Consider the following 15,292-nt stretch of genomic DNA (forward strand, 5'->3'; position numbering starts at 1 on the left):
CATCCGGATGCGAAGCAACAGCGCCTGCTGCTCTCGGTCCCCCGCCGCAAACGCGCCTGGTTCTCAGGGCTTTGGGCCCACGCCGCCGCTCCGCCCGTGATTCCAGGGCTCGCCACCGGCTAATGGACAATTTGGGTTGAACCTGGTTGATCGTGGCGTTGTTGAGCGAAAGACGTATCGTCAGCTGGTTGCTGCGGGTGCAGAAACCTACCGACGTGCGGGTTCCGGCGGGCGTAACATCCGTGCCGTTCTGTTTGAAAACCGGCTGGACCAGGGTCTGCTGATACGTCGAGCCGGTCGCGCACGGCACCTCCATCGCCGTTCCGGACTGCCAGGCCGAAACGTTGCCCGCGGCAGTATTCGAGGCGTTGGTTTGCACAAAGGACAGGGTCAATCGGCTCGCAGCGAGTTCCGCCATCGGCCGATTGAGGGTGGGCGCCAAGGCGGCATCCGATTGATTCAACACCGTGAATTGGGCAAAGTAGCGGTGGCTGTCCGGCAGCACCGCGGTTTCGGACTGGCCGCTCCCCCAATCCTTAAAGTTCAGAACGTCGTATGGCAGCGTGCTGGGCAATACATCGATGTTCCGTTGCAGGATGGCGCCCCGGTACCCGCCGCCGTGTGAGAGCGATTTCCCCAGTGCCGCTTCCATCTGCTCCTTCAGCGCTTCCTGAGGCATGACGGTCGTGCGCTTGCTCAAATATGCGCTGTAGTTGAAGCTGAAATTCGGAAGGTCGGCAACGGTCGTTCCATTCGTGTACGTCATCTCCTTGAAGCTCGGATCCAGCGGAATCCAATGAAACCCGCTGTTGTCGTTGCGCGAGCCGCGGTAATTGCCATAGGGCACGCACGCTTCGACCCAGACGTGGGCAAAACGTGGCTGGCTAGTGGACCAATTAGGCGATTTAGGCGGTATCTGCCCATAGGCCATTCGGTAGACTGCGCCGGTTGCCGATTTCACCCCCAGCCAATCCAGCAGGCGCGGATCGTTGCCCTGAAAACTGATTTCGCCGTAAACGTAACGGGCCGGAATCTTGGCGATACGCAGCAAGGCGATCAGGAGCGAAGCTTGATCGGTGGCGTTGCCGGAGCCGCTGACCAGGGTCGTAGCGGCGCCCTTCAAAGAACCGAAGTAAGGCTGGAATTCGATCGTGTTCTTGACGTATTCGTAAATCTTGACCGGTGAATACTGCAATTTCTCGGCGAGGGCCAGCACTTCCGGATCGTTCAGATTGATTTCCGGCAGGGCGTTGCCGAGATCCGCTGCCTGATATCCACAAGCCACCGCTTCGGGCGCTGCGGCCGAAGGCGGGGCGGCTTGGGCGGTGCCTATCCCTAAAACATCCATCAGCTGGTCGACGGACTCTGCCAGCTTCTTCGAATCGCCCGAAGGTTCGGCTCGAGCCCCGGTGTTTTCGGCCGGTGCGGCGTAGGCGGGCGGAGCGGCGTTCGGGATATCGTCAGTCGTGAGTTTTGTCGGCTCCTGCTGCGTGAAAGTCGGTTGGGGCTGGCCCTGCACCTCGATCCGCGGCGATTGGAGTTGCTGCAGTAGGCCTTGCAGGCTCGTCAAGGCTTGATGCCGGTCGCTAACGGTCTTGGCACTGAGTACGTTGTCGAGCGCATGATCCAGCCGATCGAAGCGCTCGCGCACTTGTTCGGCGAGCCCCGAATTTTCCAAGCCTCGGCCGGCCAGCCAGCCTTCGATCTGGGAATGGTAGGCGTGGAAGTCGTCTCTTTTTTGCTCCAGCAGCTTCGTTAGCTGCGGAACCGTATCGTTTCGCGCTTCCGAAAACTCGGTGAGCAATCGTTGGGTATCGCTGCGTTCGCCTTCGATGCCTTTCGACCAGTTTTCGGTGTCGCCGGGTTCACCGTCCCCGATGTAAGTGGCCGCAATAGTCTCGGTGGCGGCGTCGAAATCCGGCATCGCCGCTCCGGTGCGCGGCGAATAGGGCTTCGGTCCAGCGGCCTTCGCCGATCCGGCGTCCGCGATCCGCGTTTCGGAAACGACGGATTTTTCACCTACGAAAATCCACACCGAAGCCGCAATTCCGACAACGGCTAAGAGGGCGATGATCGAGAGCCGAAACGTCCCCCGCGGCGCTTTATGTTGCATTTATGTTGGTCTCCAAGAACGCATTCGTACACCGCCGCCAATCATGGGGGCGAACTCCGGATCGGGGTTTCTCGCCCGGCTTAAAGCAGCGTGGAAATGATGCTGATCACCGCCGGCTCGTTGACGGCCGGGTTACGCCCGATTTGAACTTCGGCGCCGTCGGCCAGGTTATCGTGGTCGCTGTCGACCACGTCGGGATCGCTGCCGTGGGTGAATTCCCCGAGATTCGAGAGCGCGTCGTTGTCGGGGTCGAGCGCGGCGTCGCCCGGATCATAAGGGTTCAGCGCGTGGGCCAATTCCCAGACGTTGGGCATACCGTCCTGGTCCGTGTCCCAATACTCGGGATAATTGGTCCATTCGAGGCTGTCGGGGATGCCGTCCAGGTCCGAGTCGGCGACGAGGGGATTCAAGCCGTCGCGCAGCTCGAAAAAGCTCGGAACGCCATCGCCGTCCGTATCCGTCGTCGTGTCGTTCTGGGCGATGACGCGCAAGTAACCCGGCACCGCGACGGAAACGCCCTGGCTGTCCTTGAGATTCAACACGAAGGGATAGGAACCGGCCGCCGCGGGCGTCCCGGAAAGTGACCAGGGCGCGGCAGTGCTCACGGAAATGCCGGTCGGCAGGCGTCCGCCGCCAAGCGACCAAGCGTAGCCGGGCGTGCCGCCGGCCGCCGACAGCGGATAGGAAAACGCGGCATTGGCGAGTACCTCCGTCGCGATCGGATTGCCACGCAGGTTGGTCGGATTGGGCGTTGCGGTCAGGCCGTTTTGCGGGAGCAGCTTCCAGCCGTCGGCTTGAGCGAGGTCGGTGCCCACCAAAGGTTCGACCGCGTCGGGAATCCCGTCGCCGTCGCTGTCGGGCATGACGGTCGGAGGGAACGTCCGTAAGGCAAGCGCCGTTTCGTACGCGTCGCCGTTCCAACTGCCGTCGGCCGCTTGCCGGGTCTGAAGGAAGGCGGCGGCTTGCGCCAAGGCGGTATCGGCGCCCGTTGGTGCGAGCCCGGCGGTTGTGGCCGCCTGCAAGGCCAGATACGCCGCGGCGGTGGACTGCTCCACCCCGGTGTCGGCGCTATGGTCCGTAAAGCTCCCGTCGGCTTGCTTTTTGGCGAGCAGCCAGCTGGCAGCGCGCGATACCTGAGTACCTACGGTAGTCTGGCCGTTCTGATAGAAATGACTCAATGCCACGACGTTCGCCGCCGTCGGGAGAATCGCGGGCGTTTTGGTCACCCCCAGGGAGCCTCCCCAATAGGACCAGCCGCTGTCCCCGGCCCGTTGCCCCGAACCGGTCAGATCGAAATAGGCGGCGGTAGGCGCCGTAACGTCGGCCAACCGCAAGGCGTCCATCGCCAGCCCGGAATCGGGAAATCCGCCGTCGTACCCACTGTAGGCGCCCCAAACCCCGTCACCGTTACGGAGCGCCAGCAAGGCGGCGGTCAGCCCCAATTCGGGGGTATCGATGCCGGCGTTTTCCAGGGCGATCACCTTGCGGGCCAGGGAATCGACGCTGTCGGCCTTACGATTCGACAGCCAGGCCAGCGCGCGGGCGTAATGGAATCCCTGGTCGGCCCCGGCCGTCTTCAAGGCGGCCAGGGCTTCCGCCGTGGCGGCCACCTGCGCCCCGTCTCGTCCCCAACTGCCATCGCCGTTTTGATGCTGGATCAGCCAGCCGATGGCTTCGGCCCGATCGAGATCCGGATCGGCAACGGCCGGATTCAATGTGCTGGCAACCAGGGCTGACAGCCAGGCGATCGCCCGGAGCGGTCGTCCTCGCTTTTTCATGGTCATGGCGTCTTGCTTCCCCGCTTCGGTTTTGAAAGGCCTTTCGTCGCCAGCGTGGAAACGGCTAATTCGGTTTGAGCGACACGCCGTCCAGGCTGTTATAGTTACCGTAGTTATTGCAACTGCCAGAATAGATTTTGACGAGTTGGCCGGTGCTGACGGCGAGCGAAAGCTGAGTGATCGTCACTTTCTGCGATTCGCTGGGCACGCCGTTCGAATAAGTCATGAAAAATTCCGCAGCCGGCTGGGCTAACACTGCAGCCTCTAAATACTTTGGACAGTTATTAATGTTATTGGCGGTTTGTGGATCTATCCAAACATAAAACCCAAATCCCGTTATCGACGCGGTCGCCAGCACTTTCCCCCAAGCTTGCGTCCATGCGGCCGCCCATCCGGATACGGGCGTCGCCATCGCAACGGCCAGCAAACCGTATAACCCCGGCTGAAACAGTATTTTCTTTACGCGTTGCACAGTCGTTGGTCGCATGGCTTGCTCCTGGTCCTATAAACACATGGAAGTCAAAATTCCCGCCCGTTCTCTCGCGCCTCGAAACATCCAGGAACAAAGGCTATTCCGGATGAGCTCGCGTCGAGCGCCAATTGAGAACTCGTGCGAGCCGTTATCCAGTAAACGCGCCGATGGCTTCCGCCCCATCGAGATCCAGAACGGCGGCAGCCGGGTTTAGTGTGCCGGCGACCAGCGCCGCCAGCCGGCGATCACCCGAAGCGTTCGTGCTCGCTAATTCATAGCCAAGACTCATGCTTTCTGCCCCCCGTATTGTTTTTGCAGTTTGGCTAGTCGGACCGCGTACGCTCTGCGCACCCGATGCTTCCAATGTGGTCACCGCGTTTTTGTGAAGACCGCTAATTTGAGTTGAGCCAAATCTGGTCAACATTGTTATGGGTGCCGCTATTGCAAGCGGACGAGTAGATCTTGATGCGCTTCCCGGTTGCCACGGCTAGCGAGACTTGGGAGATCATCACTTTCTGCGCTTCGCTGGGCACGCCAACCGTCGGATAAAGTATGCTAAAAACCGCTAAGTTCTGTCCGAACCACCCACTTACAACCGGACCAATATAGGCTACACAGTTGTTGACGTTATCGGCGACCTGTGGATCCAGCCAGACATAAAAGGCGCCCGCAGTTGAGTTTGTTCCGATCACTTTCCCGAACTCTTGCGTCCAGCCGGCCGCCCACCCAGAGACGGGAATCGCCATCGCAACGGCCGATAGGCCATATAAAGCCGATTGAAACAGCCCTTTTCTGAGGCGTTGCACAGTCGTTCGTCGCATAGCTTATTCCTGGACTTCATAAATTGAGGTCAAAAGGCCCTGACCCAGGGCTCAACCGGCGAACAGCAGGGGCGGAAGGGATATCACCGCTGGCATTCCGGACGACGCTCATGGCGCACCCCTGACAGATAGTCGTAGAGTCGGGCTTGGGTATGTCTTCCGAAAATCCGCGCAAAGACTCGATCAAGCCGCCCTCCGCGACTCAGGTCAACGGTCGTAAGTGTGACGGCTGTCACACAACCGCGACAAGTCAGCCAAAGCTGAAAAGTGTGTAAGCCTTGGCTGACAAATTCAAATTGGTAAAGCGCGGATGATTGAAGCGCCTGAGCCGCGGATTGTGCACGGAAGGGGGCGATGGAAAGGCGTAAGAATTGGCTCGGAATCTCCGGAGCCTAAAAGCGCCGGTTGAAGCGATCGGTGAACCCGCGTGCGATATCCTTACCAGTAGACCTGCCTTATGAAAGCGGTCCACAACAGTCCGATTACTTCTAAGGGCGTATCGCCGCCCCCCTGAGCAAGTTTATCTAGGATAGCGGCCGATCAGTCACAGGGAACGGGCGGCGGGAGTTGACCCGAGGTCACTTTCGCATCCGCAGACTTCAGAATTTCCTCCAACTCCGATGCCGGGCGAGTCCAAGGGACCCGCACCCACTGAGCCTCGTTCCGCACCTGGCGGGGCACTACCTCGGTAATGATGCTCTGCTCCGTGAATTGTTTCTGAGCCTGCTCCGCCCGGCGCCGGGTTTTAAAAAGGCCGAGCGATATCGCGCCTTGCAAAGGACCTTTGTCAAAAAGCCAGAGGTCCGTCACCCCCTTTTCGATAAGCATCCTTCGATTCGACTTGGCGACCTCGATATCTTGAGCCTTGGGAAACAGCACCCACCAGCCATCGGTCAGATCCGAAGGCTTCTTGACGAGGCTAGCCTGATCGGAATGGGTTTTCACGAGGCTTAAAACCTCAAGCGCCCGGCTTTCGTCGGCAAGAGGGCCCAGTTGAAAACAGGCACCCTCTGAAGCCCGCGCCAGCTCGGGCGGCGCCGCCTCCTCCTTCGGGACCGGCGGAACCGTCTCCTGAGCCGGTTCCGAATCGGAAACCGCTGTAGTCCCGTCGGTTTGTTCCGGCTTGGCCTCGGTCGTGGATGCTTCGGCTAAAGCTATGCCGCCGGGGGTCTTCTCGGTCAGCGCAGAATGCTCGCTAAACAGCGCGATCCGTTCCACGGTATGGGGAAGCCGCAACTCCTGATAGGAACCGTCGGCACTATCGGCCGACCGGGTTACGTTGTTTTCCCACAGAAAAAAAACGACGTTAACCAGGATCAGAATATAAAAAACATACTTCATGAAATGCTTCTCGCGATGCTGAGCAATCCGCGCAAAACCAGATCCGGAATGATTTCACACGGCATGTCGAGAGCGACGGCGATGGTCTCCGCATCTCCGCCGGTAAGTACCAAGTTCGGCGCGCACCCTAATTCTTTCGCTGCTTCTCGAACGGATCTCTCGATCAGTCCTGCGCAAGCCCCCAAGGCTCCGCCTTTTACGGCTGCGGCAGTGGTTCGTCCCAAGAAGCCTTGGCTGTCGCGGCCGATGTCGTTAATGCCTTTCGTCTCTTGCACGAGCACCCGCTTCATCAGTGCCAAACCGGGGGCAATGAGGCCGCCGAGATGCCGGCCTTGCGCGTCCAGTACGTCGAACGTCAACGCCGTGCCGCAATCGGCGACACAGGACGGCCGATCGCCAAACTCCCGCAAGGCGATCAGGCCCGCCCAGCGGTCGACGCCCAATTTTTCCGGCTGTTCATAACCGTTTATCACGCCATAGCCTTGAGCTACGGATTTGACGAACTTCGGTGAAATCCCCCACTGCTTTTGCGTCCATCCGGCGATCGTTCGTTCCACCTCCGCGCCGGCCACGTTGCAGGCGTAAACAAGATGCGGCATGGCGAGAGATTGCCAGTGGCTATCGAGCAATTTTTCGAGCGATCCGCTATCCGAGGGGAAAGACTCACCCGAAACGATCCGGTTGTCTTCTGCGATTCCCCATTTCACACGGCTGTTGCCGATATCGATCAGGAGCAGCATTCCGCAAGCGGCCTCAGCCGGCGATTTGAAGGCGCACATCGCCGGATGCGAACTCGCGGCGTCGTCCGTCCTTGCACTCCAAGACCAGCAGTCCCTCGGATGTGACATCCACAACCGTGCCGGAAGTTTTTAAATGGCCCTGATGGATGACAACCTCGCGGCCGGTCAGATGATGATAGCGGCGCCACTCCGGGAGATAGGGCGCGAGTCCCGTGTGCTGAAAATCGTTCAACAAAGGCAGGAGCTCGCCTAGTATGGAGGCAACGAGGTAATTTCTCGACGGAGCGGACGCGCCCGCCACCGTGTCGAGATCAGCCCATGCCTGATCTATCCCGCCGCCCACCGCGGGGGGAATATAGCGGTTAACACCCAAGCCCACAATCACGGCACATCCGCCGTGGGCTTCACCGGTTACTTCCAGCAAGATCCCTCCCAGTTTGCGATCTTCCCACAGGAGATCGTTCGGCCACTTGAGCCCGACCCCCATGACGCCTGCCCGATTGAGAACCCGGATCAAAGCCACTCCGACAGCCAGGCTCAGGCCGGCCACCACGGAGTGGTCGTCGAAACGCCACAATATCGAGAGATAAATATTCGCCCCCAAAGGCGAAATCCAAGAGCGGCCGATCCGCCCCTTGCCGGCGGTCTGCGTTTCAGCCAGGCATACCGCCCCGGAAGGCGCTCCATCCCGTGCGAGGCGCATCAAATGTGCATTTGTCGAGTCAAGTTCGTCGTAGACGTGCAGCCCGCCGAGCAGCCGGCCGGCTTTCGGAGTTAATGAGGATTGAATGGCCGTTTCGCTGAGCAACTCCAAGGGATGCGTCACTCGATAGCCTTTACCGGGCAAGGCGCTGACTTCGATCCCACGGCGTTGCAGGGCGCGCACCGCTTTCCACACGGAGGTTCTGCTGATGCCGAGGCGACTCGCCAGCTCCGCTCCGGAGTGGAAACCATTGTCGGACAGCAAATGAAGCAGGGTCTTGGTTAACGCATCGTACTGCATGAATAAAAAGCACGCAGAAGCGCTTACTCCGACGGCTGTTTCTTGGTTCTAAGCTGCTGCAGTTGCCGCCTGACGACGTGCCGAATCAGCAACTCACGATCCCTGTCGCACAATCCGACGAAATCGACGGCGATTTGATAGGGAAGTTCGGAACCGGCAACGTTCTTGTTGCAGTAAACGACGCGGCCGTAGGCGATGAGCCCGATCAAGTTCGGCTGCAAAACCATCTTGAGCTCCAGCACTTTACCGGGAACATAGGGCTTTTCCACATCGAAGGACAAACCGGAAGCGCTGAGACTGACGCGCTGGGTGGGCTGTTCCGGCAGGTTGGCCTCGTAGCTCAGAAACGCCCGCCCGATAAGGTCAATCTTGCGCTCCAGGACCTTTAGAAAATCGCTGATTTCCGGAGAATCCCTTTCGATTTTCCGAAACAGCTTTCTGGATTCCTGAGTTAGCAAGTCCAAGTTGGACGACAGGGAAAAAGGATCCAAAGGAAGGTCCTGCAGACTTCGATTGTCAGGAATCTCATCGGGCAGTATTTCCCTGAAAAAAAGAATAATCTCCTCTTCTATCCGGAAATATCGTCTCCGCTCCTTTTCCGCATCCCTGCCGCTCACTGGGTCCGTGTCTTCCTCGTCATCAGTTTGGCGGTCAATCATGGAAATCATCCGATGTTCACTGTGTCTTATCGAGAGCCTTCAACCGTTCCAATTTTTCGGCAATCTTGATTTCCAGCCCTCGCGGCACCGGCTTGTAATACTCGCGGGGTGGAAGCCCTTCGGGAAAATAATTCTCACCCGCCGCATAAGCTTCGGGTTCGTCATGAGCGTAGCGGTAATGCTTTCCGTAATCCAGTTCCTTCATCAACCGCGTGGGCGCGTTACGAAGATGCGTCGGCACCTCCAAGCTGCCGGTTCTCGCCGCATCGGCACGAGCCGCATTATAGGCGGTATATACCGCATTGCTCTTGGGGGCACAAGCCAGATACAGAACCGCTTGCGCAAGGGCGAGTTCGCCTTCCGGGCTCCCGAGACGTTCCTGCGCATCCCAAGCGTTCAGAGCCAGCTCCAGCGCACGCGGGTCGGCGTTGCCGATGTCCTCGCTCGCGATACGCGCGATGCGGCGCGCGAGATAAAGCGGATCGCAGCCGCCGTCCAACATGCGGCACAGCCAGTACAAAGCCGCGTCCGGAGCACTGCCGCGCACCGATTTGTGTAGCGCCGAAATTTGGTTATAGAAGTCCTCGCCCTGTTTGTCGAATCGCCTGGCGCTGCCGCCGGCGAGCACTTCCCGGGCGATATCCGACGTTATCTCGTCTTGCCCGGCCTCCAACAAATCGAACGTAATTTCCAGTAGGCTCAAGACTTTTCGAGCATCGCCGTCGGCCGCCTTGGCGTACCAGCGGCGCAGCTCGTCGGGAAACCTGAGGTTGGGCCGGCCGACTCCTCGTTCCGCATCGCGCAAGGAGCGCTCGATGAGGTCGAGCAAATCGTCTTCCGACAAAGACTTCAACAGATAGACCCGCGCACGCGAAAGCAAGGCGTTGTTCAGCTCGAAGGACGGATTCTCGGTGGTGGCGCCGATGAAATAGATCGTGCCGTCTTCCACATGGGGCAGAAAGGCGTCTTGCTGGGATTTGTTGAAACGGTGCACCTCGTCCACGAACAAAATGGTGCGCCGATTGCGCTCGGTCAAAAGCCGCTTCGCCTCCGCCACCGCCTCCCGGATTTCCTTGACGCCCGCCAATACCGCCGAAATCGGCAAGAACTCCGCATCGGCATGATGGGCGACGATCCGCGCCAAAGTCGTCTTGCCGGTACCCGGCGGCCCCCAAAAAATCATCGAATGAAGCTTGCCGGCTTTGATGGCCTCGTAGAGAGGCTTGCCGGGCGCTATCAAATGCCTCTGACCGACGTAGTCGTCCAAACAGCGCGGCCGCATCCGATCAGCCAGAGGTCTCTGAAAATCCATATTCACTCGTTTATTTTTCCTCGAACACATCGACTCCGGCCGGAGGACGGAATTCGAACAGATTGCGGTCCAGCTTAAGTCCCGTCTTGACGGCGGTAAAATAGATGCGGGTGAGCTGGCCGAAGTTATCGCTCAGCTCCATCCCCGAGAGAGTATCGCCGTCCAAGCCGATCAAAACATACTTGAATCCGCTGTCCTCGGATTTCGGCGCCAGCTTGATCCAGAACAAGCCCTCGTCCATCCCTTGCTTCTCGATATTGAAATTGGTTTCCAACGACACCTCCCCGCTCAGCAGCAAGGCCGGCGTGGAACCGATTGCATCGTCCAGGCGCTTGGCGGTCACTTGTTCGAGATCGACGTCGTAAAACCAAACCTTGCCGCCGTTGGAAACGATTTCCTGGCTGTAAGGTTTCTTGTAGTCCCATCGGAACTTGCCGGGGCGCTGCAAATAAAACACGCCGCTGCTGCGTTGTCCGGCATTGCCCGCTTCGTCGATGACGACCTGGGAAAATTCCGCCTGCAGCGTGTTCGCCCGAGCGAGAAAATTCCGGAGCCTCTGAACCGGCGTCTCTTCCGCCGTTGCCGGAAAAACCGGGAGGAAAATCAAAAACAGAAGGAATGCTTTCTTAAACATGGAACTGCTTGCTCCTCACGTTGAGGATGTATTGGGATGCCGCGAGCGGTCCGCGCAGTGGCTTTTCAAACACCCTGTCAGACGCTCTTCGCCAGAGTTTCCGCATAACCGGTGTAATCGCGGGGCGTCAGCGCCAACAAGCGCTGCTTCGCTTCTTGCGGAATGTTTAGTCCAAGAATGAAAGCGGACAGCGCTTCCGGCTCGATTCGTCTGCCTCGGGTCAAATCCTTGAGCTTCTCGTAAGGTTTTTCGATCCCATAGCGGCGCATCACCGTCTGGATCGGCTCGGCCAATACTTCCAGATTGGCGGCGAGATCGGCTTCCAAGGCGCTCGCATCGATTTCAAGCTTCGCCAATCCCTTGAGCGTCGACTGAAGTGCGATCAGGGTGTGAGCGATTCCCACGCCGATGTTCCGCAACACGGTTGAATCGGTCAAATCCCGCTGCCAGCGGGAAATCGGCAATTTTTCGGCGAGGTGGCCGAAAACCGCGTTGGCGATCCCCAGATTGCCTTCCGAATTTTCGAAATCGATGGGATTGACCTTGTGCGGCATGGTCGACGAACCCACTTCGCCCGCCACGGTTTTCTGCCGGAAGTAGCCTAGCGAGACATAACCCCACACATCGCGGTTGAAATCGATCAGTACCGTATTGAAGCGCGACAGGGTATGGAAGAACTCGGCCAGATAATCGTGGGGTTCGATCTGCGTGGTATACGGGTTGAACATCAGCCCCAAGGATTCGACGAAATTTCGGCAAAACTGCGGCCAATCGACTTCGGGATAGGCAACTAGATGAGCATTGTAATTGCCGACGGCGCCGTTGATCTTGCCCAACAGCTCGATCGACTCCAACTGCCCAAGCTGCCGTTCGAGGCGAGCGGACACATTCGCGAACTCCTTGCCCATCGTCGTCGGCGTGGCCGATTGCCCATGGGTACGCGACAACATCCGCTGGCCGGCATAGGCCCCCGCTTTTTCCTTGATCGCCTTACTAAGCTGCCGGATCTGCGGCAGCAGGACGCCATCCCGAGCTTCCTTCAGCATCAAAGCGTACGCCAGATTGTTGATATCCTCCGAGGTGCAGGCGAAATGGATGAATTCGCTCACCCCGGCCAGCTCCCCATGGTCGGCGATCTTTTCCTTTAGGAAATATTCCACCGCCTTGACGTCGTGATTCGTGGTCTTTTCGATCTGTTTCACGCGTTCCGCGTCGCTCACGGAGAAGCCGGCCAAAATGGCTTCCAGGCGATCGTTGGCGCTATCGCTCAGCGCCGGCACCTCGCCTATGGCCGGCTCTTCGGCCAACGCTTGCAGCCACCGGACTTCCACCAGCACTCGGAAACGGATGAGACCGTATTCGCTGAGTATCGGGCGCAACGCGTCCGCTTTATCGGCATAGCGTCCGTCGATGGGAGAAAGACAGGTAAGAGACGTCATTCAGGAAACCTTTTTGATAATCGAAGGAATTGTGAAACTCAGGCTACGGCCTGACAAACTGAGGTTGAGTTTGGGACGACATCCAAAGCGAGCTCGATAATCCCGCCCCCCAGACATTCCTCGCCCTGGTAAAACACCACTGATTGGCCCGGCGTGACCGCGCGCTGGGCTTGATCGAAGGCGACGCGGATTCTCTGGCCGTCGAGAGGTTCGACAATACAGTTCTGGTCTGGTTGACGGTAGCGGATTTTCGCTGAACACCGAACGGGAGTATCCGGGGGTTTTCCCTTTACCCAGCTTAGGTTTCCGGCCTCCAAACCGGTATGGAACAACATCGGATGATCGTGCCCCTGGCCGACGACGAGGATGTTGCGCTCCAAATCCTTGGCCAATACGTACCAAGGATCTTCCGACGCGCCTTTCATACCTCCAATGCCGAGTCCTTGCCGCTGCCCCAGGGTGTAATACATCAGCCCGTCATGTCGTCCGACAACCTGACCGTCCGGCGTTTGAATCTCGCCCGGCTGGGCCGGCAAAAAACGCTGCAAAAACTCTTTGAAACGACGCTCGCCGATAAAACAGATGCCGGTGCTGTCTTTCTTCAGGTGATTGGATAACCCGGCCTGCTCGGCAAGCTTTCTGACCTCGGGCTTTTCCATGCCCCCGATCGGAAACAACACGCGAGATAACTGCGGCTGTCCCAATGTGTAGACGAAATAGCTTTGATCCTTCTGCTTATCGGCCCCTTTCAGCAAACCGTAACCGCCATCTCGCCGACCGACCCGTGCGTAGTGCCCCGTTGCGATCAAATCTGCGCCGAGATCCGCCGCATAATCCATAAAGGCTTTAAATTTGATTTGCTGATTGCAGAGGATATCGGGATTGGGCGTACGACCTGCCCGATACTCGCTCAGAAACACCTCGAACACCTCGTCCCAGTATTCGGCGGCAAAGTTGACCGAGTGCAGCGGGATGCCCAACTTGTCGCAAACTTCTTGCGCATCGGCGAAATCCTGCGGTGCGGTGCAAAGGCCGGTATGATCGTCCTCTTCCCAATTCTTCATGAAGAGACCGATCACCTCATAGCCCTGCTCCAAGAGCAGCAAAGCCGTGACGGAGGAATCCACCCCGCCCGACATACCGACAACGACTTTCTGCGACATCAATTCAACTCAGCAAGGATTTAAGCACCGACAAAGGATAACGTTCGCCGTTGAGATAATCGTCGACGTTTTTCATGACCAAGGGACTTCGGAGACGTGTTTCTTTACTCAGAAGTTCCTCTCGGGTCAGCCATAAGGTTCGCACAATGCCTTCGTCCAACGGGCTGTCCGGATCGTGACCGTCGACAGACCCGGCAATCCCGATCCGGAGATAACTAGCGTTTCCGGTAGGCCGACGCCACAAATAGACGCCGACCAGGGCCTCGGGTCGAAAACGCCATCCGGTTTCTTCGAACGTCTCGCGAATAACGGCCTCAATGACACTCTCTCCGCTTTCGACGTGACCCGCCGGCTGATTGATCACAAGTTCGCCATCAATGGTTCGCTCCTCGACAACGAGAAAGTGCCCATCCCGCTCGACGATAGCCGCCACGGTCACTCGCGGCCTGTCATTACTGCCGGATTCGGTTTCGAACTGGTGCATGAACTTTTAACCGATGCGTAAATTGCTTAGCCGATTCGCGTATGCTAAAAGGAAGACGGTTGTATAGGGCGGGCGTTGCGAGATTTCTCGGCGGCCCGGCTAGAAACTCCTTAACTTACCCTTTCCGGCTGGAGCTGAATCATGCCGTTCAACCTGAGCAGTTTAGGATTAGCGATAAAGTTATTATTTTCCGGTTATTTGACAGTCATAGCAATCGGCTACGGCGTCGCGCTGATCCAGATCCTGTTCACCCATGGCATGGCAGACGGCAAATTCGGCCTATCTATCGAAGATATTGTCTACAGCTACTACGGCAACCGGTCCGGTTCCGTGCTCGAAAGCCAGCTCAACGGTTCCATGAAACCGATGGCTCCCGACGAAGAGCGCTTCAAGATCATTCAGTGGGTACGCGACGGCGCCAGCGAAAAGGCTTATGAAAGAGATATCAAGCCGATCGTCGAACAGCGTTGCGTGAGCTGTCATAACGCGGAAGCGAGCGGGTTACCAGACTTCACCAACTTTGAGAATCTTGAGAAGCGAGCCGCGTCCGACGAAGGCGCGACTTTCTCGTCTTTGACCCGCGTATCACATATTCATTTGTTCGGCATTTCATTCATTTTCATGTTCGTCGGACTGATCTTTAGCCTGTCCACGGGAGTTCCCGTTAAATTGAAAGGCGCGGCGATCATCATGCCCTACGCTTTCTTACTGCTTGACATCACGTCCTGGTGGTTGACTAAACTGAACCCCCACTTCGCTCTCCTGGTCGTATTGGGAGGTGCAGGCTTGGCTATGGCTTTCGTATTCATGTGGGTAATCTCAATGTATGAGATGTGGATACTCCCGCGCAAGCTTCCGTTCCCGGATCGCCGTAACGGCTTGAGGCGCTCGTGAAACATATGCCGAGTGTCCGCGCCGGGAAATCATTTGGACCCAGGGCGGTCTAATACAACGAAGCCCGCAGATGCTATAGTAGCTGTGGTCCAGATATGTTGCAGATCAAGGGCGAGAAATGGCACAACATCCTGATCACAAGCTCACAGATGATGTTGTTGTACAGGAAGCGAAGCCAAAACTTAAACGGCCACCGCTCTATAAAGTCATTCTGTTGAACGACGACTTCACCCCGATGGACTTCGTTGTTTTAGTATTAAAAACTTTCTTCGGTATGAGCGAAGAAAAAGCTACCCAGGTTATGCTTCACGTTCATACGCGGGGCATAGGCGTTTGCGGTGTCTTCTCGAAAGATGTCGCAGAAACCAAAGTCCAACTGGTGAACGATTACTCTCGGCAGCACCAGCATCCTCTGCTTTGCACGATGGAGGAAGCCTAA

The 15,292-nt window shown here is 57.8% G+C and carries 16 protein-coding genes; 2 read left to right on the plus strand and 14 right to left on the minus strand.

The annotated features are described in order from the left end of the window. From VEB01_RS12540 to VEB01_RS12605, 14 genes are all read right to left on the minus strand, one after another. A partial coding sequence (locus tag VEB01_RS12540) for a transglutaminase-like domain-containing protein (RefSeq protein WP_324875923.1) occupies positions 1–2,113 on the minus strand: 2,113 nt, incomplete at its 3' end. An 80-nt stretch (positions 2,114–2,193) separates the two neighbouring features. After that, entirely contained in the window at positions 2,194–3,897 is a 1,704-nt protein-coding gene (locus tag VEB01_RS12545) for a putative Ig domain-containing protein (RefSeq protein ID WP_324875924.1), read from the minus strand. A gap of 58 nt (positions 3,898–3,955) precedes the next feature. Further along, entirely contained in the window at positions 3,956–4,378 is a 423-nt protein-coding gene (locus VEB01_RS12550) for a hypothetical protein (protein ID WP_324875927.1), read from the minus strand. 133 nt (positions 4,379–4,511) lie between these two features. Continuing rightward, a complete protein-coding gene (locus tag VEB01_RS12555; RefSeq protein WP_324875929.1) occupies positions 4,512–4,652 on the minus strand; it encodes a hypothetical protein in 141 nt (46 codons plus the stop codon). A gap of 103 nt (positions 4,653–4,755) precedes the next feature. Further along, the gene (locus tag VEB01_RS12560; protein WP_324875931.1) at positions 4,756–5,184 is read right to left on the minus strand and encodes a hypothetical protein; all 429 of its coding nucleotides are present in this window, start codon (positions 5,182–5,184) and stop codon (positions 4,756–4,758) included. A 540-nt stretch (positions 5,185–5,724) separates the two neighbouring features. Beyond that, positions 5,725–6,525 (minus strand): hypothetical protein, encoded by an 801-nt coding sequence (locus VEB01_RS12565; RefSeq protein WP_324875933.1) that lies wholly within the window; start codon positions 6,523–6,525, stop codon positions 5,725–5,727. Beyond that, on the minus strand, positions 6,522–7,304 hold the full coding sequence (locus VEB01_RS12570; RefSeq protein WP_324875935.1) for a type III pantothenate kinase: 783 nt from the start codon (positions 7,302–7,304) through the stop codon (positions 6,522–6,524). The genes VEB01_RS12565 and VEB01_RS12570 overlap by 4 nt, the downstream gene beginning before the upstream one ends. Then, on the minus strand, positions 7,279–8,268 hold the full coding sequence (locus VEB01_RS12575) for a biotin--[acetyl-CoA-carboxylase] ligase (protein ID WP_324875937.1): 990 nt from the start codon (positions 8,266–8,268) through the stop codon (positions 7,279–7,281). The genes VEB01_RS12570 and VEB01_RS12575 overlap by 26 nt, the downstream gene beginning before the upstream one ends. Positions 8,269–8,291: 23 nt before the next feature. Beyond that, on the minus strand, positions 8,292–8,927 hold the full coding sequence (locus VEB01_RS12580; protein WP_324875939.1) for a PilZ domain-containing protein: 636 nt from the start codon (positions 8,925–8,927) through the stop codon (positions 8,292–8,294). Positions 8,928–8,943: 16 nt separating this feature from the next. Further along, positions 8,944–10,239, minus strand: coding sequence for a replication-associated recombination protein A (locus VEB01_RS12585; RefSeq protein WP_324875941.1), 1,296 nt, complete (start codon positions 10,237–10,239; stop codon positions 8,944–8,946). 10 nt (positions 10,240–10,249) lie between these two features. Further along, positions 10,250–10,873 (minus strand): outer membrane lipoprotein periplasmic chaperone LolA, encoded by a 624-nt coding sequence (gene lolA / locus VEB01_RS12590; RefSeq protein WP_324875943.1) that lies wholly within the window; start codon positions 10,871–10,873, stop codon positions 10,250–10,252. Positions 10,874–10,950: 77 nt separating this feature from the next. Beyond that, positions 10,951–12,312: an adenylosuccinate lyase gene (purB, locus tag VEB01_RS12595; RefSeq protein ID WP_324875945.1), complete on the minus strand. Its 1,362-nt coding sequence runs from the start codon at positions 12,310–12,312 to the stop codon at positions 10,951–10,953. Positions 12,313–12,350: 38 nt separating this feature from the next. Continuing rightward, a complete protein-coding gene (mnmA, locus tag VEB01_RS12600) occupies positions 12,351–13,475 on the minus strand; it encodes a tRNA 2-thiouridine(34) synthase MnmA (RefSeq protein ID WP_324875947.1) in 1,125 nt (374 codons plus the stop codon). 4 nt (positions 13,476–13,479) lie between these two features. Continuing rightward, positions 13,480–13,959: an NUDIX hydrolase gene (locus VEB01_RS12605; RefSeq protein ID WP_324875948.1), complete on the minus strand. Its 480-nt coding sequence runs from the start codon at positions 13,957–13,959 to the stop codon at positions 13,480–13,482. A 141-nt stretch (positions 13,960–14,100) separates the two neighbouring features. Here VEB01_RS12605 and VEB01_RS12610 point away from each other — a divergent pair, with 141 nt between their 5' ends. Both VEB01_RS12610 and clpS read left to right on the plus strand, forming a co-directional pair. Continuing rightward, positions 14,101–14,853, plus strand: a complete 753-nt coding sequence (locus VEB01_RS12610) for an elongation factor-1 alpha (RefSeq protein WP_324875950.1) — start codon at positions 14,101–14,103, stop codon at positions 14,851–14,853. A gap of 118 nt (positions 14,854–14,971) precedes the next feature. Next, on the plus strand, positions 14,972–15,292 hold the full coding sequence (gene clpS / locus VEB01_RS12615) for an ATP-dependent Clp protease adapter ClpS (protein ID WP_324875952.1): 321 nt from the start codon (positions 14,972–14,974) through the stop codon (positions 15,290–15,292).

This window comes from Methylocaldum sp., from assembly GCF_035627495.1.
GTDB lineage: Bacteria > Pseudomonadota > Gammaproteobacteria > Methylococcales > Methylococcaceae > Methylocaldum.